Genomic DNA, 22936 nt, shown 5'->3' with positions numbered 1-22936 from the left:
CCGCGCCAGGCGCGGCCTGAATGACGCCGACGGTGCCGACCAGCCCGTCGGCGTCGGCACGGCAAAGCTCCTCGATCGCGCCGATGCATTCGGCAGCGCCGGCGAGCGCGTCGCGCCGCAAGCCCATCGGCACGGTGCCGGCATGGCCCGCCGTGCCGCGCAATCGCGCGGAAAATCGCGTCGCGCCGGCAATCGCGGTGACCGCGCCGACCGGAAGGCCTTGCGCCTCCAGCACCGGGCCCTGCTCGATGTGCAATTCGAGATAGGCGATCAGCTCGTCCCGCCGGCGCGCGGCGGTGCCGATGGCCCCGGGGTCGAGGCCGAACCGCGTCAGCGCCTCGCGCATCGTCACGCCGTCGCGGTCGCGCGCGTTCAGTACGCCTGCGTCGAAGGTGCCGGCCATCGCGCGGCTGCCGAGCAAAGTGGACGAGAAACGCACGCCCTCCTCGTCGGCGAAGCCCGCTACCTCGACCGCGAACGGCAGGCGCCTGCCGCGACGGTTGAGATCGGCGACACAGGCGATCGCGGTGATCACGCCGAGCGGACCGTCCCATTTGCCGGCGTCGCGCACAGTGTCGTAGTGCGAGCCGAGCATCAGGCATGGCAGGCCCGCTCGTTCGCCCTCGTAGCGCCCGCAGACATTGCCGATGGCATCGAGGCGGGCCCGCATGCCGGCCTCGCCCATCCAGCCGAGGATCAGATCGGCCGCGGCGCGATGTTCCTTGCTGAGGAAGACGCGGGTGAGCCTGTCCGCATCCTCCGAGATGGCCGCGAGTTCGTTGACGCGGCGAACGATCTCCTCGCCGAACGGCGCGCTGTGAGAGGGGGGCGATGCCATCCCGGTCGAGCTTTCCAATGCTTGCGGCCGCAGCCGACGTCTCGTCTGTCTGCCGACTGGGTAGCACGAAACCCGCACCAGCGAAGCCGACCTCACCGAGGTCGGCCGGCACATGGCGGAACACTGAGCCGCGCTTGCCGCCTCAGGCCATGTAGCCGAGCCGCAATCCACCCCAGTGCCGGCCGTTGACGCGGATCGGAACGTCGACCTCCTTGAGGGTGACGATCGAGCCGCCGCCCATGTCGCGGTCGTAGCTCTGCACCAGAAACTCGCGGGTCGTGCGCACCGCGCGAAGCCCGGCGCTGTCCTTGAAGAAGCGCCGGTTGCGGCAATTGGCGGCATTCCAGACCGGATCGTCCGGCTTCGGCGCGTGCGAAAATTTCCTGTTGTGGGTCGGCAGATAGGCATTGGTGTCCACCGCGACGCAGAACGTCACGCGGGGATCGAGCGCCAGCAACGGCTCCTGGATCGGCGGGAGGATACGATCGCAAAGGGGCAGGAAGCCAGCCTCGAATTGCTGCGGATTCGTGCCCGGAACGGGCAGATAGTCAGCCTTGAACAGGGCTGCCTCCGTAATCTCGCCCTGCGCAATCGCGGCCTCGAAGGCTTCGCCGATCTTCCCCGCCGCTGCCCTTGCAGCGGCGACGAAGCGGTGGTCGGCCTCGTCGACCGAGCGGAGCAACTTCATCAGGGGGTCGTCGGGGCGGCCAGCCGGATGGTCCAACTGGATGTGAACGTTGGTCTGGCCGACGGCAATGATCTTGCCGCGGACCTCGCCGATCTCCCTGGTCTGGACGACGACGGGCCGGCCTTCCTGCAATCCGCTGCTACTGCACCGCGCGCGGAAGCGCAGGCCGCCTTCGGAGAGGTCGAGCACCGTGCCCTCGACCGTCTTGTTGTCGGATCGGGCCGTCGCCGCCAGCGAGACCGGCCGTCTGTTCTCCTGGGCCCGGCGATCGCCGGCGTCGGAGGATCGCAGCGAGACCACCAGATTGGCGCGCAGCTCGGACACGCGCCCATGGGTGCCGGTGACGAGGCTGGAGAGCGTGTTGGATTGCGTTTCGATTTCGGCCGAGCGGCTGGAGATGCGCGCGACGTTCTCCGACACGGCAGCTACGCCCTGCGAGGCTTCGGTCAGGCTGCGCGCGACTTCCTGCAGCGTCGCCTCCTGCTCCTCCGCGGCCGCCACGACGGCTCCCGTCACCTCCTTGATTTCGGAGACGGCCGTTCCGACCCTTTGGATCACGTCGATGCTCTGTTGCGAGGCATGGCTCATATCCTCAATCCGGCGCGCGATGTCCTCGGCCGCATCGCTGGTCTTGCGCGAGAGCGCCTTCACCTCATGGGCGACGACGGCAAAACCCTTGCCTGCCTCGCCGGCCCGGGCCGCCTCGATCGTCGCGTTCAACGCGAGCAGGTTGGTCTGCGCGGCGACCTCGGAGATCAGATTGGTCACAGTCTGGATCCGTGTGGCGGCTTCGTTGAGCGCGGAGACCGTTGCTCCGGCCCGCTCGATCTCTTCGGACGCCCGGGTCACGATGTGTGCCGTCTGCACGGTGCGCTCGGCAATCTCGCGCCCCGCAGCCGAGAGCTGCTCGGTCGCGCTCGATACCGAGGTGACGTTGCCGGTCGCCTGCTGGGACGAGGTCGCCACCGCACAGGCGTCCGCTGCAATCGCCTTCGCATCATTGGCCGCACTCGCACCGCGCTGGGCGGCATCATTGCTGATGGTGAGGACTTCGGAGACCGCGCTGTCGAGATCGGCCTCGAGAATCTCGCACATGTCGCGCAGCGCGAAGCGGTTCTGGTCGTCCATCGTGCACGAGATGTAGGCGCTGAGCGCTAGGTCCATGTCGAGCAAGGCTGCGCGCGCCAGGACATCCTGCAGGTGGCGCCGCTTGCCTCGCCGGCGCCAGCCCGACACCTGACGCTCGGCCTCCGCCTGGAGAGCCGTCAGCAGCTTCGCATAGGCGGCAATGTAGTCGTGCGGTTCGAGCCCGATGCGGTGATGAGCCTGGCCGATCCTGACCGCGGACGCCGTGTACGCCGCGTCGAATTGCGCGCTCAGGATCATCTTCCAATGATTGATCTGGGCGGATTTGGCGCGCTCGAGGGCTGCAGGGTCGCTCAAAAGGCGTTTCGGCCGGGGCACCGTGAGGATGTCGCGATAGAACCCCTCGAGAATCCCGGGCAGCGCGTCGCCCATCGGACCCGCATGCTCACGCAAGACCCGCCGCTCGGCCTCGTTCAAGCCGATCAGGCTCAATCTTTCTTCAATCTGCGACATGACCACATCCCGGCAAACACTTCGGCGGACTTGGCATGCCGAGACGGCGGATTCCGGCGCGCACGCCGAAAATACCGTCCCCGGTCCGTCAGCACCGGTATGCGTGTGATTGGCAAAGGAATCCCAAATCGGCCTATCGGAATCACGCAATCGCGACAATTTCGCACATCTAACAAGGTAGTTTGCTACCCGATCTTGCACCTGACGTCGCATGGGTAGCGGAGTTCAGCTCCCTCAGACCTCCTCGAAGCGGATCGGCTGGGCGCCCTTCCAGAGCACCGTCTTGCCGAGCGCGGCAAGGTTCTCCAGCCCCGACGTCACGGTGATGAAATGGTTGCCGGCGAGCTGGCCCATCTTGCTTGCGAAATGCACGCCGCCATAGGCCAGCAGGATTTCGGTCTCGCTGATGCCGCCGGGATAGAGGATGATCTGGCCGGGCGCGGGATAGCTGGTGTGGTTCTCATAGCCGACGCCGAAATCGAGATCGCCGAGCGGCATCCACACGCCCTCGCCGCTCCAGCGCACATGGATGATGTGGCTCTCGAACGGCAGCGCTTTCCGGAACGCGGCGACGGTCTTCGGTGCCAGTTGCTCTTCGAAGCGGGCGTCGAAGGTGAACTCGCCGGCGCGAATCACGAGTTTGCTCATCTCATCACTCCCGGTCGGAAGGACGCTCAAAGGGAAGCATGCGAGCAGAGAGCCTTCCGGACGCGACCACGCAAGCCGTCCCGTCGTCTCAGTACGGCGGCGGATAGTAGTAGCGCGGCGGCCCGCCATAGTAAGGCCCGCCACCATAGTAGCCGTAGCCGGGACCGTAATACGGGCCGGGCCCATAGTAGTATTGGTTCTCGTAGTACTCACGGCGCCGCTGCTCGGCAATTACGCCGGCGATCATGCCGGTGGCCATGCCCATGAAGGCGAGGCCTGCCGCAGCCCCTCCGCGGCGGTAGTAGCGGCGGCGGACGGCACTGAAATCGGTGACATCATGCGATACGATGGCCGCTGCCGTCGTCCTCGAAGGCGGCGCGGCCGACGCGGCCACGGAGGGAAAGCCCGAGGCGGCGGCGAGGACGAGGCCGGTGAATGCGGCCAGTGCAACGCTGCGGCCGGCTGACGAGATCAATCCTTTGCGCGTCGACATCCAAATCTCCGTAGCTGCCCCCCGATTGAAGCCTACCGGCGCATGTCACCGCGCGGATTGACCGAGGTCAACCCTTTGCCCGTGCGCTGCGACATTTGTGCCGCGCGGGAACTCTCTTACGACAGCGCTCCCAGCACGCCCCGCGTCGCCTTGTCGATCTCCTCGACATAGCGGCGGCGGGCGAAGGATTCGGTCAGGAAGCCGATCACCTTGCGGCTGTCGGCGGATTCGACCACCGCCAGCATTTCGGCTTCCGCCTCGTCGAACACCGCCATTGCGGTCTTCACGTTCATCTCCGGCAGGAGCACGATGTCGGTGAAGCGGGCGAGCTCGATCACCTGGATGTCGTCGGCGATGGTGTCGAGGTCGTTGGAATAGAGGTCTGGCAGCATGACCAGGCCGACATATTCGTCCGCGTTGTTGACGATCACGATGCCCGGCCGCGAGCCCAGCAGGAATTCATTGCGCGTCGCCGCGATCGTCGTGGTCGACGGCACCTTGCCGGCGTCGGAACGCATCATGCGCTCGACGGTGAGGTTGCGCAGCCAGCCGACGTCGTTGGCGCTGCGGATGGTTTCGCCCCGCAGATGCAGGCGCCAGGTCGAGAAGGAATGGCCGAACATGAAGCGGACGCTGATCGAGGTGACGATGCATCCGGCCAGCACCACGGCGGTGACGTCGACATTGCGCGTCATCTCCAGCACCAGGAACGACATGGTCAGGGGACCGCCGACGATGGCGACGCCGAGCGTCGCCATGCCCGCCAGCATGGCGACCAGCGGATCAATCGCAAAACTCGGGCTCACCAGCAACAGGACGGCGGCGAAGAACTTTCCGATCAGGCTGCCGACGAACAGCGAGGCGAAGAACAGGCCGCCGCGAAAGCCGGAGGCGAGCGAGACGAGGCAGGCCGTGACCTTCAGTCCGATGATCACGGCGATCAGGCCGATCGTCATCTCTTGGTGGAGGTCCAGCACCATCGCGCCGTGGCCGGCGGCCAACACCTGCGGGGTCACGATCGCCATGCCGCCAACCATGAGGCCGCCGATCACCGGCCTGAACCAGACCGGCAGCCAGGCCTGCGCGAACAGCCGCTCGAAGGCGGGTGAGCTGCGCATCACCGCGATGCCGACGCCGGCGGTGACCAGCGCCAGCACGATCAGCGCCAGATATTGCTCGACGCCGACCGCGCCCACATGCGGAACCTCCAGCGAATACGGCGCGCCGCCGAGCCACTGCGCGGTGAGCGCGCCGGCGAGCGACGCGGCGAGGATCGGCGCGGCGCTGCCGACGGCGTAGACGCCGACGATCAGCTCGCAGGCGTAGAAGGCGCCGGTGATGGGCGCGCCGAACGCCGCGGCGATTGCCGCCGCGGCGCCGCAGCCGACGATCAGGCGCAAATCGTTGCGCCTGAGATTGAGGAAGCGGCCGAGCAGCGAAGCGATGCCCGAGCCGATCTGGGTGTAACCGGCTTCGAGGCCCACCGACGCGCCGCAACCGTTGGAGATCAGGGTCTGGCTCGACACCACCACGCTGTCGCGCAGGGACAGATGGCCGCCGCGCAGCGCGTTGGCCTCGATCGGGTCGACCGCGTTGGATATCTTCAGGCGCCGCCGCCACCATTCCATGACACCGAGCGACAGGCCGCCGAGCGTCGGCGCGATCAGCGCGGCCCAGGGGCTGATGAAGGCGTGCGCCGACAGCCGGACGTCGACCGGAATGCCGTAGATCAGGACATGTGCGATCTGCGCGATCACGGCCATCAGCGTCACGATCGCCCCCGCGATGGCGCCGATCACGAGCGCCAGCGGAATCAGGTAGAATTCGTTGCTGCGCAACAGCGCGCGCACGCGGACCAGGACCCGGTTCGATCCCTTGCGATCGACGATGTGCCTGATCCGCCCGAACACCGGAACGCCTATGTTTCCGACAAGCCGTAGCCGGCCATGCGCTGACGGACCCGCTCGATCTCGGCGCTGGTGAGCAGCGGCGGTTTTCCGATCTGCAGGCAGCCGTGATATTGCCGCGCCAGCGTCTCGACCTCGACGGCGAGCCACATCGCCTTGTCCAGCGTCTTGCCGATCGCGATCATGCCGTGATGGTCGAGCAGGCAGGCGAGCCGCCCCTCCAGCGCCCTCACTGCATGTTCGGACAGTTCCGCCGTGCCGAAGGTGGCATAGGGCGCGCAGCGGATCGTGTCGCCGCCGGCGGCCGCGATCATGTAGTGAACGGGCGGAATTTCCATGCCCATGATTGCCAGGATCGTCGCATAGAGAGGATGGGCGTGGACCACCGCGTTCACGTCGGCGCGCGACTTGAGGATGTCGCGGTGGAAGCGCCATTCGCTCGACGGCTTCTGGTCGCGGGCAAACGAGCCGTCCATCGTCATGAAGACGATCTGCTCGGTCGTCATGGCGTCATAGGGCACGCTGGTCGGCGTGATCAGGAGCCCGTCGCCATGGCGCAGGCTGATGTTGCCCGAGGTGCCCTGGTTGATGCCGAGCGCATTCATCCGCCGGCAGGCGTCGATGATCGCTTGTCTCTTGGCGAGCTCATCTGCCGTCATCGACATGTCAACGCCCCGACATCCGAGCGCTTGTTGCGCCCTTGTGAGCGGGAGTACGTCAAAGAAACGGTGAAATCAATGCATACGTGCGCCGTCGCCGGCATCACGTCGGGCCGACCCGGACCGCGGCGATGCCATTCAGCACGAACTGCACCGAATAGGCGGCGAGCAGGATGCCGAGCAGGCGCGAGAGCACGGCGTTGCCGGTCCGTCCGAGGGTTCGCGCGATCAGGCCGGCGAAGGCGAAGCTCAGCATGCACAGCAGGCAGACTACGAGGACGATTGCGATGACGACGGCGAGCCTGGCCGCGTCAGCCGCGTTGCCGCTCAGCAGCAGCGTGGTCGCGATGGCGCCAGGCCCGGCCATCAGGGGGATGGCGAGCGGGAACACCGCGACGTCGGAGGCGTGCTCGGATATCGCCTTGTCGGCCTCGCGCGCCTCGCGGTGCGGGCGGTCGCCGAAGATCATGCGGTAGGAGACGCCGAACAGCAGTAGTCCGCCGGCGATCTGGAAGGCCGGGATGCCGATCCCGAGCTGGCGCAACAGCCAATTGCCGATCAGCGCGATCACCACCAGGATCGACGCCGCGATCAGCGGCGCGCGCAGCACGATCGCGCGCCTGTCCCGCTCCTCCATGCCGCCGCTCACGGCCAGGAAGGCCGGAACGAGGCCGACGGGGTCAACCACCAGCAACAGGGTCACGAACGCCGACAAGGCAAAATCGATCACGAAAGGGGCCCCCGAACTCTTCGCGGGCGGCGTCCGTCGGCCTGCCCCTGGGAGAACTACGTAAGCAGATTTCCCTACGAAAACGACCGAAATTTCGCTCCCACCCCACCTCGCCTATAGCTGCATCCAGGGCTGGTCTCGGCCCGCGAGGAGGCGTCGATGAACTCTTCCGTGTACAGCGCAGACCGTGCCACCCATTTGCGGATCCTGGTCGCGGCCCTGATCGCGAGCATCGGCATGGTCGTCTTCGCACTGGCCCTGCATGTCGGCAAGGACGAGGCCTACTCCGCCGCCGTTCGCGTCCATCCGAGCCACAAGGTCGAGGCGTCCGGCCAGTCAGTGCCCGCAAGCCGCATCTGAGGGAACGGCGTTTTCCGCGACCAACCTCGCCGGCTGCGCTGGATTTCCCGGCAACCAGCACCATATGCAGGCTTTCTGATCCCAGAGCCCGCCCATGCCGACCAACAATCCCCTGAACTGGATGCTCTCCGACGCTCTGGAGCAGCTCAACCGCGCCGAGCGGCTGCGCCAGCAATTCGGCCGCCAGGACGCCTACTGGGAGCCGCCGATCGACGTGCTGGAGACCGAGCGCGAGCTCCTGATCCTGGTCGCGCTGCCCGGCGTCGACCCGGAGAACGTGGAGACGGTGATCCATGACGGCGTGCTCGTCATCAGCGGCCGGCGCACGCTGCCGCCGGAGCTGCGCAACGCCCGCATCCACCGGCTCGAATTGCCGCAGGGACGTTTTGAGCGCCGCATCGCCCTGCCCCGCGGGCGCTATGCCATCAGCCGTTTCGTGATGGACGGCTGCGTCGCGCTGCGCCTGGCCAAATCCGCCTGAGGTCGATCATGGCAAACGAACAAGCCAACACCGCCGCCACCGAAGCCGCCAAGCTTCCGGACGACGCGCTGATCATCATCCCCGTCCGCAACATGGTACTGTTTCCTGGCGTGATCGCGCCGATCGCGATCGCGCGGCCGAAATCGATCGCCGCCGCCCAGCAGGCGCTGCGCGAGCAGCGCCCGATCGGCATCGTCCTGCAGCGCAATCCGGAGGCCGACGATCCCTCGCCGGACGATCTCTACCGGATCTGCACCGTTGCCAACATCGTGCGCTACATCACCGCGCCCGACGAGACCCACCACATCGTCTGCCAGGGCGTGCAGCGCGCCCGCATCCTCGACTTCCTGCCGGGGACGCCGTTCCCGGCGGCGCGGGTGCTGCAGATTCCGGAGCCGACCACGACCTCGCCGGAGATCGAGGCGCATTTCCTCAATCTGCAGCGCCAGGCGATCGAGGCGATCGAGCTGCTGCCGCAGGCTCCGCCGCAACTGATCGAGATGTTCCAGCAGACCACCGCGCCCGGCGCGCTGGCCGATCTCGCGACCTCCTACATGGACATCAAGCCAGCGGACAAGCAGGAGATCCTGGAGACCGTCGATCTCTCGGTGCGCATGGAGAAGGTTTCGAAACAGCTCGGCGAGCGGCTCGAAGTGCTGCGGATCAGCAACGAGATCGGGCAGAAGACCAAGGCCGCGTTCGACGAGCGGCAGCGCGAGGCGATCCTGCGCGAGCAGATGGCGACCATCCAGCGCCAGCTCGGCGAAGGCGACGGCAAGGCGGCCGAGGTCGCCGAGCTGACGGAGGCCATCGCCAAGGCCAAGATGCCGCCGGAAGCGGAGAGCCATGCGAAGAAGGAGCTGCGCCGCTATGAGCGCATGCCGGAGCAGGCCGCCGAATCCGGCATGGTGCGCACCTATCTCGACTGGCTGATCGAGCTGCCCTGGGCCCTGCCCGAGGAAAAGCCGATCGACATCGCGGAAGCCCGCCGCATCCTCGATGCGGATCACTACGGGCTCGAGAAGATCAAGAGCCGGATCATCGAGTATCTCGCCGTGCGCAAGCTCGCCCCGCAGGGCAAGGCGCCGATCCTGTGTTTCGTCGGACCGCCCGGCGTCGGCAAGACGTCGCTCGGCCAGTCGATCGCGCGCGCGATGGATCGCCCGTTCGTGCGCGTCAGCCTCGGAGGCGTGCATGACGAGGCCGAAATCCGCGGCCACCGGCGCACCTATATCGGGTCGCTGCCCGGCAACATCATCCAGGGCATCAAGAAGGCCGGCTCGCGCGCCTGCGTGATGATGCTGGACGAGATCGACAAGATGGGCCGCGGCGTGCAGGGCGACCCGTCGGCCGCCATGCTGGAAGTGCTCGATCCCGAGCAGAACGGGACGTTCCGGGACAACTATCTCGGCGTGCCCTTCGACCTGTCGCGCGTGGTGTTCATCGCCACCGCCAACATGCTGGAATCCATCCCCGGCCCGCTCTTGGACCGCATGGAGATCATCAGCCTCGCCGGCTACACCGAGGACGAGAAGCTCGAGATCGCGCAGCGCTATCTGGTGCGGCGGCAGCTCGAGGCCAACGGCCTGAAGGCCGAGCAGGCCGCGATCGAGCCGGAGGCCTTGAGGCTGATCGTCAAGGGCTACACCCGCGAGGCCGGCGTGCGCGCGCTGGAGCGGGAGATCGGCAAGGTGTTCCGGCACGCCGCAGTGCAGATCGCCGAAGGCACCTCGGCCAGGGTCGTGCTGACGGCCAAGGATCTCGTCGCCGTGCTCGGACAGCCGCGCTTCGAGGGCGAGATCGCGCTGCGCACCAGCGTGCCCGGCGTCGCCACGGGGCTCGCCTGGACGCCGGTCGGCGGCGACATCCTGTTCATCGAGGCGACGCGGGTGCCCGGCAAGGGCGCCCTGATCCTGACCGGCCAGCTCGGCGACGTCATGCGCGAGAGCGCCCAGGCCGCGCTGACGCTGGTGAAGAGCCGCGCGGCGCAACTCGGGATCGACCCGTCGCTGTTCGAGAAGAGCGACATCCACGTCCATGTCCCCGCCGGCGCGACGCCGAAGGACGGCCCGAGCGCGGGCGTCGCGATGTTCACGGCACTCGCCTCGCTCTTGACCAACCGCACCGTGCGCAACGACACCGCCATGACCGGCGAGATCTCGCTGCGCGGCCTGGTGCTACCGGTCGGGGGCATCAAGGAGAAGGTGGTCGCGGCGGCGGCGGCCGGGCTGAAGCGGGTGATGCTGCCGGCGCGCAACAAGCGGGACTTCGACGACATCCCGAAAGGCGCGCGGGAGAGCCTCGAATTCGTCTGGCTGGAGCGTGTCGACGAAGCGGTCGCGCAGGCGCTCGGCCAAGCCGCGCAGCAGGTCGAGGCGGCCGAGTGAGATCGTTCGGCAAACCCCGATCCTGAGCCTATCGCGCAAGGCCCGACCGAGGCGAAAGCCAGGCGCCGCAAGGGCTAATCCCTCCGCTTCACCCTCGCGGCGCCCCAAAACAAAAGGCCCCCTCTTGGCAAGGGGGCCTTTGCTTTTGGCTGGTTAGGCCACGGCGTCCTTGGCGGCCTTGACCGGGCGGGCGCGGACGATCTTCCGGGCCGGCTTGGCCTTGAACATCATCTCCTCGCCCGTGAACGGGTTGGTGCCCTTGCGCGCCTTGGTGGCGGGCTTCTTGATGACGACGAACTTGGCGAAGCCGGGCATCAGGAAGATGCCGTTCTTCTTCAGCTCCTTGTGACCGACGTCGGTCAGCGTATCCATGACGTTCTTGACGTCGCGCTTGGACAGCTCGGTGCTGGTCGCGATCTTCTCGATCAGCTGCGATTTCGACATTTGGGTTGGCATCGTGTCTCCTCTGATTCGTTGCCGGTTGCATATTAGACCAACCGTTGAAGGCCCAGAGCCTTCTGCACAGTTTTGTCGCGATTTTACGGGCTTTTTTGGCCCCCTGTGACAAAAACCCTGCTTTTTAGCCGCTTCCGGAGCGGATGGCGTCCAAACCAGCGGATTTTGCCGTGTTTCAAAGGCCCGCAAGACACCTTGCTAAAGCTGATTCTGTGCTTTCGACAAGCAACGACCGGCCCCTTTGTGCAGGGGCCGGTCGCGAGATCACCGCCAAATCGAGGCTCAGACGCGCTCGATGATGATGGCCGGCGCCATGCCGCCGGCTGCGCACATCGTCACCAGACCGCGCCTGAGGTCGCGCCGCTCGAGCTCGTCCAGCACCGTGCCGATCAGAATCGAGCCGGTGGCGCCGATCGGATGGCCGAGCGCGATCGAGCCGCCGTTGACGTTGACCTTGGCGCGGTCGAGCTCGAGGTCGCGGATGTATTTTTCCGCAACCACCGCGAACGCCTCGTTGATCTCGAACAGGTCGATGTCGTCGAGCGTGAGCCCGGCCTTGGCCAGCACCTTGCGCGTGGCGGGCACCGGCGCGTTCAGCATCAGGGTCGGCGAGTCCCCCATGTTGGCCATCGCGACGACGCGCGCGCGAGGCTTCAGGCCATGCGCCTTGGCGTAACCGGGCGAGGCCAAAAGGATCGCGGCGGCGCCGTCGACGACGCCGGAGGAGTTGCCGGCGTGGTGCATGAAGTCGATCTCGAGATCGGGGTACTTCTGCAGGATCAGGCCGCGATAGGTCGTGCCCCTGTCGTCGAGCGCGTAGTCGGCGATCGCCGGGAAGGCCGGCTTCAGCGCCGCGAGCCCTTCCATCGTGGTCTGCGGCCGCGGATACTCTTCGTGGTCGAGCGCGAGGCTGCCGTCGTCGCGATGCACGGGCACGAGGCTCTTCTTGAAATGGCCGGCCGCAATGGCGCTTGCGGCGCGCTTCTGGCTCTCCAGCCCGAGCGCATCGACGTCCTGCCGGGTGATGCCTTCCATGGTCGCGATCGCATCGGCGCAGACGCCCTGATGCGACTGCGGATGCATGGCGCGCAGATGCAGGTTGCCGTTGTCCATCATCATCGGGCCGGAGCCGCGCCGGCCTTCCATCGACATCATCTCGCAGCCGCCGGCGATGACGAGATCCTCGGCGCCCGCCATGATCGAGGCCGCCGCCATGTTGACGCTGGTGATGCCGGAGCCGCAGAAGCGGTCGAGCGTCACGGCGCTGGCGCGGATGTCGTAGCCGGCATCGAGCGCCGACATGCGCCCGAGGTCGCCGCCCTGGGTTGCGACCTGCGCGCTGCAGCCCCAGACGATGTCGTCGACCTCGGCGGTGTCGATGCCGGTGCGCTCGGCGAGCGCGCGCAATACGGTGGCGCCGAGCCGCTGCGGATGGATGCCCGACAGCGCTCCCTTGCCGGCCTTGCCCACGCCCCGCGGCGTCCTGCAGGCATCGATGATCAGCGCGTCCACCATGGCGTTATCCTCTTCTTCTTGAACGGTCGAAGGCGTTTTGAATCAGGGGACGGGTGGAGTCAATGCGTGGGGCCGCGCAGCCCTGCCCCGCGCGGAGAAGGCCTTTCCGCAAACTCGCGGTTCAACCCCATGCACAGTGGAAATACCGTCGCCGGATGACCCATTGCCCATGCGAAAAAGCGCTTGACCGTCGGGCAAATCGGCCCGCGACAGGCAATCACGCCGCGCCCGCGGTCCTCTTCAGATGCATTGCCGCAAAGTCCAGGTACCAGTCGAGGCAGCCGGGATTGGCCATCGCGTCGCGGTTGATGACCTTGTCCACGGGCTGCCCGAGCAGCAGCTTCTTGATCGGCAGCTCCTGCTTCTTGCCGGACAGTGTGCGTGGAATTTCGGCGACCGCGAAGATCTCGTCCGGCACGAAGCGGCGCGACAGGCCGGCTTCGACCGCTTCCCTGATCTTCGCCTTCATGCCGGCGTCGAGCGCAACGCCTTCGCGCAGCACCACGAACAGCGGCATGTAGCTGTCGCGACCGAGATATTCGAGATCGACGACGAGGGAATCGAGCACCTCCGGCAAGGCCTCGATGGCCGAGTAGAGCTCACTCGTCCCCATGCGCAGGCCGTGGCGGTTGATGGTGGCGTCGCTGCGGCCGAAGATCACGCAGGACCCGTCCGGGTTGACCTTGAGCCAGTCGCCGTGGCGCCAGACCGGCCCACGTCCGCTGCCGTCGAAATTGTCCGGAAACGTTTCGAAATAGCTGGCGCGATAGCGTGCATCGCCCGTGTCGTTCCAGAAACGAAGCGGCATCGACGGCATCGGCTCGGTACAGACGAGTTCGCCGACCTCGTCGATGACCGGCTTGCCCTGGTCGTTGAAGGCTTCCACGGCCGCGCCAAGCGCCCGGCATTGCATCGCTCCGGGCGTCTGCGGCAATTCGCGGTTGCCGCCGATGAAGGCACCGGCGAAATCGGTGCCGCCGGAGATGTTGGCCCACCAGATGTCGGACTGCGCCGTGCTGCAGTTGATCTCCGAGAGCGCCGCGAAGCGCCGATTGAACCAGGCTTGCGTGTCGGCGCTGAGCGGCGAACCGGTCGAACCGAGGCAGCGCAAATGCGAGAGGTCGCCGGCGGCGGCGAGATCGATCTCCGCCTTGGCGCAGCTTGCGAAGAACGCCGCACCCGCGCCGAAGAACGTCGATTTCGATTCGGCGACGAAGCGCCAAAGCGTGGTCCAGTCCGGCTTGTCCTTGGAGCCGGCGGGGCTGCCGTCGAAGATGCAGCATGTGGTGCCGTTCAGGAGGCCGCCGACCTGGCTGTTCCACATGATCCAGCCGGTCGAGCTGTACCAATGGTAGCGCTCGCCAAGGGAGTTTTGATGGTGGGAGCAGCCGATGTCGTTGTGCAGGCCGAGCAGAGGCAATGCCACGACGATGATGCCGCCATGACCATGCACGATCGGTTTCGGCAGACCCGTGGTGCCGCTGGAATAGACGATCCAGAGCGGATGGTCGAAAGGAAGCCAGTCGGGCTCGAACGCATCGATCGCAGCACCCGTCATGGCGAGAATGTCCGAGAGCAGGACGCCCGACGATGACGCTCCGGCGACGGCGTCGCCATGCAGGATGACGTGCTCGACCGTCGGCAGGGACCGCCGGAGCTCGTCGATGACGCCGCTGCGGTCATGCCGCCGGCCGGCATAGGTGACGGCATCGCAGGCGATCAGCACCGTTGGTTCAATCTGCTTGAAGCGATCGATCACGGCGGGGGCCGCCATGTCGGGAGCACAGACGCTCCAGATCGCGCCGATGCTGGCCGTCGCAAGGAAAGCGACGACGGTCTCGGGAACGTTGGGCAGATAGGCCGCCACGCGATCGCCGGGCTTCACGCCTTGCGCGCGCAGGTGAAGGGCCATCGCAGCCGCCTTGCGCTTGAGCTCCGGCCAGCTCGTTTCCGCGAGCTTCCCGTTCTCGCCGGCGCTGACGATCGCGGGCTGGCCCGCGGCATGCGCCGCCTCGACGTGCCGAAACACCTGGCGAGCGTAGTTGACGGACGCTCCCGGAAACCAGACCGCGCCGGGCATCCTGCGCTCGGCGAGCACGGCCGAAAATGGCGTGGGCGATTGCAGGTCGTAGTAGTCCCAGATACTGCGCCAGAACCCGTCGAGATCGCGAACCGACCATTGTCGCATGTCCTCGAAGCTCCCGAAGCTCAGGCGACGCGTTTCTTCGAGCCATTGGCGATAGAGGGCGATTTGAGGAACGTAAGCAGGTGCCATGAACGGATCCGGATCGTATTGCAGGCCGACCCTAGCATGGGGAACCGAGCGCGGGAAATGCGTTTGCCCACCGGGAGCGCACGGATGAATCGCGCTACGCCCCTGCCGCATTGGTCGCGATGACGTTGCGGTAGAAGGACGCGCTGAGCTTTGGCGTGCGGACCTGCGTGTCGAAATTGACGTGATAGAGGCCGAACCGCTTGTTCAGCCCGAACACCCATTCGAAATTGTCCATCAGGCTCCAGAGGAAATAGCCCTTCACCGGCACGCCCTCGCTCGTCGCACGCTGCAGCTGCGCGAGATAGTTGCGCAGGTACATGATGCGATCGGTGTCGTGGATCTTGCCGTCGGGCCCGACCTCGTCCTCGCCCGAGGTGCCGTTCTCGCTGATGTAGATCGGTCCCGTCTTCCAGATGCCGGCGGCGAGCCGCGGCACCCAGTAGATCGTCTCGGGCCCGATGCGCAGCCAGTCCGAATTCATGTGCGGAAAGGATTTCGGGAACGGCAGCAGCGCAAAGCCCGCGCCCTGGTCGGAAGCGACCACATAGTGCTGCGGCGCGTAGATGTTGAGGCCGAGGAAGTCGACCGGCGAGGAGATGATCTTCAAGTCCTCCGCCGAAAATTTCGGCGCGTTGGCGCCGGCGAACTTCAGGAAGGCGTCGGTGTACCTGCCTTCCAGGATCACGCCGAGATAGCTCGCATTCATCTCGCGTAGCGCGATTGCCGCGGCGCGCACGTTTTCCGGCGTGTCGATCGCGGGGATGCAGGCATCGATGTTCTCGGCCGGGCCGACCTTGGTGCCGCTGCGGCCGTGCGCGCGCACCGCCTGCACGGCAAGCCCGTGCGCCAGCGCGCTGTTGTGCCGGGCCTGGTTGACCTCTGCTTGCGACAGTTGCAGCCCCGGCGCATCGATGCCGCTGCCGTAACCGAAATAGATGAAGCGGCCGCTCTCGTTCAGCGTGAACACGTGCTTGACGCGATCGGTCAGCCGCTCCGCGACATAGGCTGCGTAGCTGCCGAAGGCCTTGCAGGTCTCGGCCGATCGCCAGCCGCCGAAGCGATCCTGCAGCGATTGCGGCAGGTCCCAGTGATAGAGCGTGAGCCAGGGTGTGATGCCGTTCGCCAGCAGCTCGTCGATCAGCTTGTTGTAGAAGTCGAGCCCCTTCGGGTTCGGCTTGCCGTCGCCGTCGGGAAACACCCGCGGCCACGCGACCGAAAAACGGTAGGCCTTGCAACCGAGCTCCCTGATCAGGCGGATGTCGCCCTTGTAGCGGTGAAAATGCTCGTTGGCGCGGTCGCCGTTGCTGCCGTCCTCGATCTTGCCGGGGATGCGGGTAAAACTGTCCCAGATCGAGGGCCCTCGTCCGTCCTCGTTGACGGCGCCCTCGACCTGATAGGACGACGTCGCCGTCCCCCAGACGAAGCCCGGCGGGAAACCGCCTGCCTGACGCGCCGCCGCTTGCGGCTTTGCTTCTGCCGATTGCACGGGACTTGCCATTCCTGCTGCCGACAGCCCCGCGATCTTCGCAAACTGGCGACGCGAGACTTTCTTTGACATCTATGCTTCTCCGAACCCGCCCGCTTTGAGCTGGCACAATGCCCAGTCCCGGGCGGTTTGAGAAGCGGGTTGCAAGGGGCGTTGCTGCGAGAGTCGCGGGCGGCGCCATGCGACTCTAGTCAGGCACGGTCGCCCCCGGGGCTCAGCGAGCGTGGATCGGCAGATCGGCTACCGCCATCGATGAAACTGCCGCAGGCCGCGAAGCCTGCGGCTCACCACTCGTACTGCCAGCCCGGCTGGGTCATGCTGACGCGCGCGCCCCTGAGGCCGCCGGGGGCGTTGCGGTCCAGGAGATCGGCGATCGTCGACGTCGTCTGGATCGCCCGCCATCCGCTGCTGGAAAAGGTCTCCAGATTGAACACGTGTTCCGACAGCAGAGGGTTGGTCAACGCTTGCGAGAACGCGTCGACCGCCACCATGCGCAGGATCAGCGGCGGCAGCGGCGAGTTCCTGACGGTGTCTTCGCAGAACAGCCCCGGATAGAACTCGATGCGGTCGGGGCTGCCGTAGACGTCGCCGAGGAGCTCGGCGAGCCTCGGGTTCGACGTCACGTCCTGAAAGCTCTCCGGGCGTTTCAATCCGACATATTCCCGATAGTCGCCGTAGGGGCCGATCGCACAGGTACGGCCCTGCTCGATCCCGGCCTGCTCGACCGGCAGCAGGACGTCGGCCGAGTTGAACGGGCCGAGCTGGGCGGCAGGCTGGCCGGCGAATTCGGAGAACGACTCGACGAGACCGCGCGCGAGCATCAGGCCGTTGTTGAACAGGGTCGTGCCGAGCGGGCGCAGCGCGCCGTCCCATTGCACCTGATCCGGCAGCAGCGAATGCCAGCGGTAGAGAAGGCTGAACTCGGTGGTGATCCAGTTCGTCCGGTACCACCTGGCCTTATAGCCCACGGTCGCGTCCGCGCTGAACCGGAACGGGGACGGCGCGATGTGATTGATGTACTCCTCGACGACGATCTTGATGAAGATCGCAATGAGCGTATTGCGGGCGACTTGAAAGACCCGCTCGTCGTCCCAGTCGCCATGATCGCGCTCGATCAAGCCGGCGAGCCTGTTGTGCTCGCGCAGCAGGAGCGTGTTGAGCATCGCCACCTGCGGCGTGGCGTTGGCGCGGTCGCCGCCGAAGGCGAACAGTCTTGCGCGCAGCGCCGGATCCGTCTCGGGGCTGATGCCGAGGGGCTGGTCGAGACGCGAAAACTCCGGATCGGGATTGCCTTCGACCGGATACAGGAACGGCGCGTACTCCTCGCCCCTGATCTGCTGCGACTTGAGGCGGCCCCGCTCTCCGCGCGCCTGCGACTTCAGCCGCAAGGCGTCGGTCTGCGCCAGGGTGCGCCCGTAGAGCGGGCAGAGATCGATCTGGTGGTTCGACGTGTTCTGCAGCCGCAAGGCCTGCGGTTCGCCTTCCGACGTGTCCGGCATCCGCGTGCGGATGAACCCGTCCGTCAGGTATTGCGCGAAGGCCGGAAACAGGCACGTCGACTTGGCGCTCAGCCGCTGCTGACCCGCCGGGCGCCGGAAGATCTCGACGACGCGCGCCGAATCCGGCAGGCCCATCATGTGCACGGCGGGAAGATGCCGCGCGCTGAAGCTCGTGTCCGTCAGCGAGCGCCAGGACGTGTAGTCGTGCACCGTGCTCCAAGGATGAGGCCGGTTGCGGGAGACGTTGACGGTCGCGTTGATCATCAGGCGGTTGATGAAACGCGCCAGCGCAGGCCAGCGCGCCGCGAGCCACGCAACCAGCCGGACGATCCAGGACGGCAATAATTCAAACATAATCATTTCTCCAAAAAACCACTCAAGGTTGATGGATGGCACCGGGCGCGTCAAGGCACGGCCGGCCGGCGGCCGGCCTGCAAGAGCGGTCAAATTTTGGTGTGGGACCGGCACATTCGCGCCGGACTCAATCGGCGACGCACGGCGTAGATGGCGTGTGCCTGAACGGTCCGAGGCCGTCGCGCGCCTTCCGCGCGACGACGATTCACCCGCGCCTCAGAACGTCGCCCGCAGGCCCGCATAGAATGCGCGGGGCCTTGCCGGACTCAGCGAGCGCGGGTCGTTGAACTGCGCGCCGCCATTGGCGAAGTTGGGCACGGCGGTGGTGTCGAAGAACGTGCCGTAGGTCGCGTAGCGATTGTCGAACAAATTGTCGACGCGGCCGTAGAGCTGGACGGTCTTGTTGACCTGATAGGAGGTACGCAGGTTGAACACGGCGTAGCCGGGCAGCTTCGCCGCCTGGTTGGATTCGTCGCCGACCAGATACTGGCTGGAGACGAACAGCGCATCGCCGCCGACCTTCCAGGCGTCGGTCACGGCATAATCGACGCCGGCCTTGATGCGATGGCGCGGCACGGCGGGAATCTGGTTGCCCGGCACGACCTGGATGGTGCCGGTCGTCGGATCGGCAAACGGGCTGTTGGACGACAACTGCAGCGCGTCGAGGAAGCGCGCATCGACGAAGGCGTAGCTGGCGTGGAACTGCAGCGCCGCGGACTTCAGATTGACCTCGGCCTCGAAACCCTGTCGCCGCGTCGAGCCGACGTTCTGGAAGAAGCCGAAACCCTGCCGGCCGGCGACGGGAAGGCCGAGAATGTCGTCATAGTTGGTGGCGCGAAAGCCGCCGATCTTCCAGCCGAGCGTGCCGACGTTCAATTCCTTGCTGCCGCGCAAGCCGGCCTCCACCGTCCTGGACACGACCTGCTTCAACTCGGGATCGGAGACCAGGAACGACGCGATCAGGCACGGGTTCGCGGGGTCGGCGCAGCCGAGCTCGAGCGGGGTCGGCACGCGGTTGGCTTCGGAATAGCCGGCATAGGCGGTCAATTCCGGCGTGATCTTGTAGGTGCCGCCGATCACAGGGTTGAAGCGCGTGTAGAGATGATCGCCGTTGAGCGCGGTGCCGAGCTGGTCCTCCAGCGTGATGCGGGCGGCATTGTACCGTCCGCCCGCCGTGAGCGCGAAGGCATCCGTCACGTTGAAGGTATCGAGCGCGTAGAGGCCATTATACTGATTGACGGTGCGCAAGCCCACCGGACCGATGAACCCCGTCGTCGGATTGCCCGACGGCCCCAGGAACACGCCGCTGCCGGAGACGACGAAATTCGTGCCGATCGATCCGAGCTCGGCCGAGGCATTGAATCGCGTGACGCTGGCGTCGTAGCTCGCCCCCATCACGAAACGGTTCTCGTGCCCGAGCAATCGATCGCCGTTGGTCGCCTGCCCCGATACGCCGAAGGTGGTCGAGCGCGTCGTGGTGCGGTCCAGTTCGCCGAGCAGCGTGCCCGGTGCAAAGGGATTGGCGAGCTGACCGCCGTTCACGCCGTTGGCCGCCGTGGCGCCGTCGCCAAGGCACAGCAGCGTCGCGTCGGCCGTGCATTCCTCCACCGACGTCGGGTTGCCGTCCGTCACGTGCTGCTCGAACCGGCGCACATGGGCGGTGCCTTCGAGGGTCCAGGTCGGCGTCGCCTCGACCTTGCCGGTCAGGTTGAGGTAGCCCACCTTGTTGGCCGTGGTCTGCGGCGAGGTGTAGACGGCACCCCAATATTGCTGCAGCAATTCGGCGGGGACGGTCGCGGTCGCGCCAAAATGGTTGCTGGCGACCCCCATGTTGACGTGGAACTCGCTGGTCTCGTTCTTGTAGGCGACGTCGCCGTAGAAGCGGCGCACGTCGGAGACCGAGAAATTGCGGAAGCCGTCGTCGTGCAGGCCTTCGAGCGCGGCGTAGACGGCGTAGTTCTCGTCGAGCTGCTTGCCCCATTGCGCCGAGCTCTGCAGGCGGCCGAACGAGCCGCCCATGGCGTCGATCTCGGCGCCCTGATAGGCGAAACCGTCCTTCATCTGCAGATTGATTGCGCCGCCGAGCGCGTTGAGGCCGAAGGCGGGATTGTTGGTGACGACGGTGACGGAGCGGATCGCGGCGGTCGGGATCAGGTCCCAGTTGACGCTGTCGGCAAAGGCCTCGTTGATGCGCACGCCGTTCTGATAGACGGCGAGTCCCTGCGGCGTGCCGACCACGGGCGAGGCGACGAAGCCGCGGAATTCGACGTTGGGTTGGAACGGATTGCCGGTGACTTCGGTGATGTTGACGCCCGCGACGTCGTCGCGCAGCGCGTCGGTGACGTTGAGCGAGCCGGTACGCTTGATCTGGTTGGCGTCGACGGCGTTGATGGCGGACGGCACCTTGTCGACGTCGAGACCCTTCGCGGTGCCGGGCGACGTCGGGTAGACGTAAAGCCGTGTCGTTGGAGCGGCGACCCGCGACGGGGTTCGCGGCGCATTGCGCTTCGCCGTCGTCTGCGGCGCGGTCACCTCGACGGCCGGCAGGTTCTGGACGTTGGTCTCCTCGTCCTGGGCGGCGACAGCCGCGTCGGCCCCGAGCACCATCCCCGTCGAGAGCGAGGCAATGAGGATCCTTCGCGCGCCCATCCCTGCAGTTCCATCCGCAACGCCGGCTGTCGTCGTTCGCCGTTTGGTTGCGACGATAGTAATCGGCCCATGCCGACGCGCCAGCCACAAAAGGTCCGGCGGTTTTCGTACCCGGCTTCCCGTTCGGATCGGGAATTCTTCCCGATCCGGCCGCCGGGCGATCAGCTCCCGGCCGTCGGAACCAGCGCCTCCACGGTGACGCCGCCCTCGCCGGACGCGACGTCGAGCGTGCCGCCCAGCGCCAATATCCTCTCGCGCATGCCGATCAGGCCGAAGCCGAGCCTCTGGCCCGGCTCCATGCCGCGGCCGTTGTCGCGGATCCGCACCCGCGCGCAGCCGCGTCCGTCGCGCGGGCCGCTCGCTTGCGCGGCCGGCTCGACGGTGACGCTGACCGAGGTCGCACCGGCATGGCGGAAGACGTTGGTGAGCGCCTCCTGGACGATGCGGTAGATGGTGAGGTCGGCGGTCTCGCCGGTCGCGCCCAGCGCGGGCGAGATCGCGGCGTCGATCGTCACGTCCGGATGCAATTCGCGCCAAGGCCTCAGCAGCGCCTCGAGCGCCTGGCGCAGTCCGAGCTCGGCAAGGCCCACCGGCCGCAGCCGCTCGAGGACGCGGCGGTTGAACTGCTGCAGCGCGTTGACCTGCTCCAGGATGGCGCCGCCGTGCTTGCGCACGGCGTCCGCGGTCGGCGTATCCGACAGCCTTGCCAGCGCGGTGGCGTGCGCGCGCAGCGAGAACAGATACGGCCCGAACTCGTCGTGCAGCTCGCGCGCGATGTCCTTGCGCTCGATGTCCTGCAGCGACACCGCGCGCTCGGCAAGCCGGCGCTTGTCCTCGACCGCCTGCCCGAGGGTCGCGGCAACGTGGTTCAGGCGGGTGCAGATCGCCGCGAGCTCGGGCGCGCCGCCGGGCTCGACGCGCGCATCGTAGCGGCCGGCCTCGAGCTCGGTCATGGCCTGAGACAGCGACTGCAGCGGCGCCAGCGCGCGGCTGACCACGGTCATCACCACGAGAAGCAGCGCCAGCGCGATGGCCGAGCCCACCTCGAGCTGGGTCACGATGCCGTCCCAGATCTCGGCGATCTCGTCGTTCGGATGCGAGGTGATCACCAGCGAGCCGGGCTTGCCCCGGATCGACACCGGCACGCTGACCGCCGTCTGCTCGGGATGGACCAGGCCGACGAACCAGGCCGGCGGCGCGCGCGCGCCGTCGTCCGCCGCGGCCGGCAGCGAGGTCAGCCCGTTGCCGTCGGCATCGCGCAGCGCGATGCTGACGTGGCGCAGCCGGTTGAAGTCGCGCGCGATCTGGTCCAGCTTGGCGTCCGGATCGGGCGCCTCCTTCAGGTCCGCGACGATCATGCCGACGAATTCCCGCGCCAGGCGGATGACGCTCTGATCCTCGGCCTGGACGCGCGGCCCGGCCTCCGCGACCTGCCGCGCGACGCTCACCGCGAGCCCCAGCGCAAGCAACAGCGCCAGCAAAACGTTGATGCGCCCGCGCAAGGATAGATTCTGCCACATTGCCTTCGCCCGCTGCCTGCGACGCCCGTTTCGCCGTCCCGGGAACGTTGACAGACCCGAAACGCCCGATGTCTAATCCGACCGTACAGCAATCCCGGCCCGACGCGACGCAAAAACGGGCCGCGGAGCGTCCGGGGAAACGCCGATGCGCATTCTGATCGTCGACGATCATCCCATCGTCGCCTCCGGCTGCCGGGCCGTGCTGGCCGACGAAGGCGAGATCGACATCCTGGAGGCCGCCGACGCCGAGAGCGGCGAGTGCGTGTTCATCGTCGAGCGCCCCGACATCTCCGTGATCGACATCAACCTGCCGACCGTCTCCGGCTTCGAGCTCGCGCGCCGCATCCTCGAACGCGCGCCCGAGGCCCGCATCATCATGTTCAGCATGAACG

18 protein-coding genes are annotated in these 22936 nt (G+C 66.7%); 4 read left to right on the top strand and 14 right to left on the bottom strand.

Annotation, left to right across the window (positions count from 1 at the left end; all coding sequences use genetic code 11):
- From KGM94_RS10710 to KGM94_RS10680, 7 genes are all read right to left on the bottom strand, one after another.
- Positions 1–838 (bottom strand): hydantoinase/carbamoylase family amidase (locus KGM94_RS10710; protein WP_300258114.1); only part of this gene is annotated, 838 nt, incomplete at its 3' end.
- 142 nt (positions 839–980) lie between these two features.
- Positions 981–3125 carry a protoglobin domain-containing protein gene (locus KGM94_RS10705; protein ID WP_300258112.1) on the bottom strand — a complete coding sequence of 715 codons (2145 nt, stop codon included), beginning with the start codon at positions 3123–3125 and terminating at the stop codon, positions 981–983.
- Positions 3126–3359: 234 nt separating this feature from the next.
- Positions 3360–3773 carry a DUF3830 family protein gene (locus KGM94_RS10700; protein ID WP_300258108.1) on the bottom strand — a complete coding sequence of 138 codons (414 nt, stop codon included), beginning with the start codon at positions 3771–3773 and terminating at the stop codon, positions 3360–3362.
- Between the two features lie 88 nt (positions 3774–3861).
- On the bottom strand, positions 3862–4266 hold the full coding sequence (locus KGM94_RS10695; RefSeq protein WP_300258105.1) for a hypothetical protein: 405 nt from the start codon (positions 4264–4266) through the stop codon (positions 3862–3864).
- Between the two features lie 116 nt (positions 4267–4382).
- Complete coding sequence (locus KGM94_RS10690) at positions 4383–6176, bottom strand: chloride channel protein (RefSeq protein WP_300258102.1); 1794 nt, start codon at positions 6174–6176, stop codon at positions 4383–4385.
- An 8-nt stretch (positions 6177–6184) separates the two neighbouring features.
- Positions 6185–6838, bottom strand: coding sequence for a class II aldolase/adducin family protein (locus KGM94_RS10685; RefSeq protein ID WP_300258099.1), 654 nt, complete (start codon positions 6836–6838; stop codon positions 6185–6187).
- A 97-nt stretch (positions 6839–6935) separates the two neighbouring features.
- On the bottom strand, positions 6936–7562 hold the full coding sequence (locus KGM94_RS10680; RefSeq protein ID WP_300258097.1) for a MarC family protein: 627 nt from the start codon (positions 7560–7562) through the stop codon (positions 6936–6938).
- Between the two features lie 159 nt (positions 7563–7721).
- Here KGM94_RS10680 and KGM94_RS10675 point away from each other — a divergent pair, with 159 nt between their 5' ends.
- The 3 genes from KGM94_RS10675 to lon all read left to right on the top strand — a co-directional run bounded on the left by KGM94_RS10675 (position 7722) and on the right by lon (position 10790).
- Positions 7722–7922 carry a hypothetical protein gene (locus tag KGM94_RS10675; protein WP_300258094.1) on the top strand — a complete coding sequence of 67 codons (201 nt, stop codon included), beginning with the start codon at positions 7722–7724 and terminating at the stop codon, positions 7920–7922.
- A 94-nt stretch (positions 7923–8016) separates the two neighbouring features.
- Positions 8017–8403 (top strand): Hsp20/alpha crystallin family protein, encoded by a 387-nt coding sequence (locus KGM94_RS10670; RefSeq protein WP_300258091.1) that lies wholly within the window; start codon positions 8017–8019, stop codon positions 8401–8403.
- 8 nt (positions 8404–8411) lie between these two features.
- Complete coding sequence (gene lon / locus KGM94_RS10665) at positions 8412–10790, top strand: endopeptidase La (RefSeq protein WP_300258088.1); 2379 nt, start codon at positions 8412–8414, stop codon at positions 10788–10790.
- A gap of 153 nt (positions 10791–10943) precedes the next feature.
- On the opposite strand, the gene KGM94_RS10660 is transcribed toward lon, so the two are convergent.
- The 7 genes from KGM94_RS10660 to KGM94_RS10630 all read right to left on the bottom strand — a co-directional run bounded on the left by KGM94_RS10660 (position 10944) and on the right by KGM94_RS10630 (position 22544).
- A complete protein-coding gene (locus tag KGM94_RS10660; RefSeq protein ID WP_300258085.1) occupies positions 10944–11246 on the bottom strand; it encodes an HU family DNA-binding protein in 303 nt (100 codons plus the stop codon).
- A gap of 282 nt (positions 11247–11528) precedes the next feature.
- Positions 11529–12761, bottom strand: coding sequence for an acetyl-CoA C-acetyltransferase (locus tag KGM94_RS10655; RefSeq protein WP_300258082.1), 1233 nt, complete (start codon positions 12759–12761; stop codon positions 11529–11531).
- Between the two features lie 217 nt (positions 12762–12978).
- Entirely contained in the window at positions 12979–15036 is a 2058-nt protein-coding gene (locus tag KGM94_RS10650; RefSeq protein ID WP_300258078.1) for an acetoacetate--CoA ligase, read from the bottom strand.
- A 94-nt stretch (positions 15037–15130) separates the two neighbouring features.
- A complete protein-coding gene (locus tag KGM94_RS10645; RefSeq protein WP_300258075.1) occupies positions 15131–16594 on the bottom strand; it encodes a GH1 family beta-glucosidase in 1464 nt (487 codons plus the stop codon).
- 212 nt (positions 16595–16806) lie between these two features.
- The gene (locus tag KGM94_RS10640) at positions 16807–18375 is read right to left on the bottom strand and encodes a peroxidase family protein (protein ID WP_300258072.1); all 1569 of its coding nucleotides are present in this window, start codon (positions 18373–18375) and stop codon (positions 16807–16809) included.
- A 216-nt stretch (positions 18376–18591) separates the two neighbouring features.
- Positions 18592–21024 carry a TonB-dependent receptor gene (locus tag KGM94_RS10635; protein WP_300258069.1) on the bottom strand — a complete coding sequence of 811 codons (2433 nt, stop codon included), beginning with the start codon at positions 21022–21024 and terminating at the stop codon, positions 18592–18594.
- A 161-nt stretch (positions 21025–21185) separates the two neighbouring features.
- Complete coding sequence (locus KGM94_RS10630) at positions 21186–22544, bottom strand: histidine kinase (protein WP_300258066.1); 1359 nt, start codon at positions 22542–22544, stop codon at positions 21186–21188.
- A gap of 145 nt (positions 22545–22689) precedes the next feature.
- On the opposite strand from KGM94_RS10630, the gene KGM94_RS10625 reads away from it, so the two are divergent.
- Positions 22690–22936 (top strand): response regulator transcription factor (locus KGM94_RS10625; RefSeq protein WP_300258063.1); only part of this gene is annotated, 247 nt, incomplete at its 3' end.

It is taken from the genome of Bradyrhizobium sp. (assembly GCF_028868675.1).
GTDB lineage: Bacteria > Pseudomonadota > Alphaproteobacteria > Rhizobiales > Xanthobacteraceae > Bradyrhizobium.
The sequence above is the reverse complement of the archived record's forward strand: the minus strand, read 5'-3'. Positions and strand labels throughout refer to the sequence as shown.

Excerpts from the sequence above, each read along its gene's own strand:
- KGM94_RS10700 (WP_300258108.1), bottom strand. The coding sequence starts at position 3,773 with ATGAGCAAACTCGTGATTCGCGCCGGCGAGTTCACCTTCGACGCCCGC.
- KGM94_RS10645 (WP_300258075.1), bottom strand. The coding sequence starts at position 16,594 with ATGTCAAAGAAAGTCTCGCGTCGCCAGTTTGCGAAGATCGCGGGGCTG.
- KGM94_RS10695 (WP_300258105.1), bottom strand. The coding sequence starts at position 4,266 with ATGTCGACGCGCAAAGGATTGATCTCGTCAGCCGGCCGCAGCGTTGCA.
- KGM94_RS10675 (WP_300258094.1), top strand. The coding sequence starts at position 7,722 with ATGAACTCTTCCGTGTACAGCGCAGACCGTGCCACCCATTTGCGGATC.
- KGM94_RS10635 (WP_300258069.1), bottom strand. The coding sequence starts at position 21,024 with ATGGGCGCGCGAAGGATCCTCATTGCCTCGCTCTCGACGGGGATGGTG.
- KGM94_RS10660 (WP_300258085.1), bottom strand. The coding sequence starts at position 11,246 with ATGCCAACCCAAATGTCGAAATCGCAGCTGATCGAGAAGATCGCGACC.
- KGM94_RS10650 (WP_300258078.1), bottom strand. The coding sequence starts at position 15,036 with ATGGCACCTGCTTACGTTCCTCAAATCGCCCTCTATCGCCAATGGCTC.
- lon (WP_300258088.1), top strand. The coding sequence starts at position 8,412 with ATGGCAAACGAACAAGCCAACACCGCCGCCACCGAAGCCGCCAAGCTT.
- KGM94_RS10685 (WP_300258099.1), bottom strand. The coding sequence starts at position 6,838 with ATGTCGATGACGGCAGATGAGCTCGCCAAGAGACAAGCGATCATCGAC.
- KGM94_RS10655 (WP_300258082.1), bottom strand. The coding sequence starts at position 12,761 with ATGGTGGACGCGCTGATCATCGATGCCTGCAGGACGCCGCGGGGCGTG.
- KGM94_RS10630 (WP_300258066.1), bottom strand. The coding sequence starts at position 22,544 with ATGTGGCAGAATCTATCCTTGCGCGGGCGCATCAACGTTTTGCTGGCG.
- KGM94_RS10640 (WP_300258072.1), bottom strand. The coding sequence starts at position 18,375 with ATGTTTGAATTATTGCCGTCCTGGATCGTCCGGCTGGTTGCGTGGCTC.
- KGM94_RS10670 (WP_300258091.1), top strand. The coding sequence starts at position 8,017 with ATGCCGACCAACAATCCCCTGAACTGGATGCTCTCCGACGCTCTGGAG.
- KGM94_RS10705 (WP_300258112.1), bottom strand. The coding sequence starts at position 3,125 with ATGTCGCAGATTGAAGAAAGATTGAGCCTGATCGGCTTGAACGAGGCC.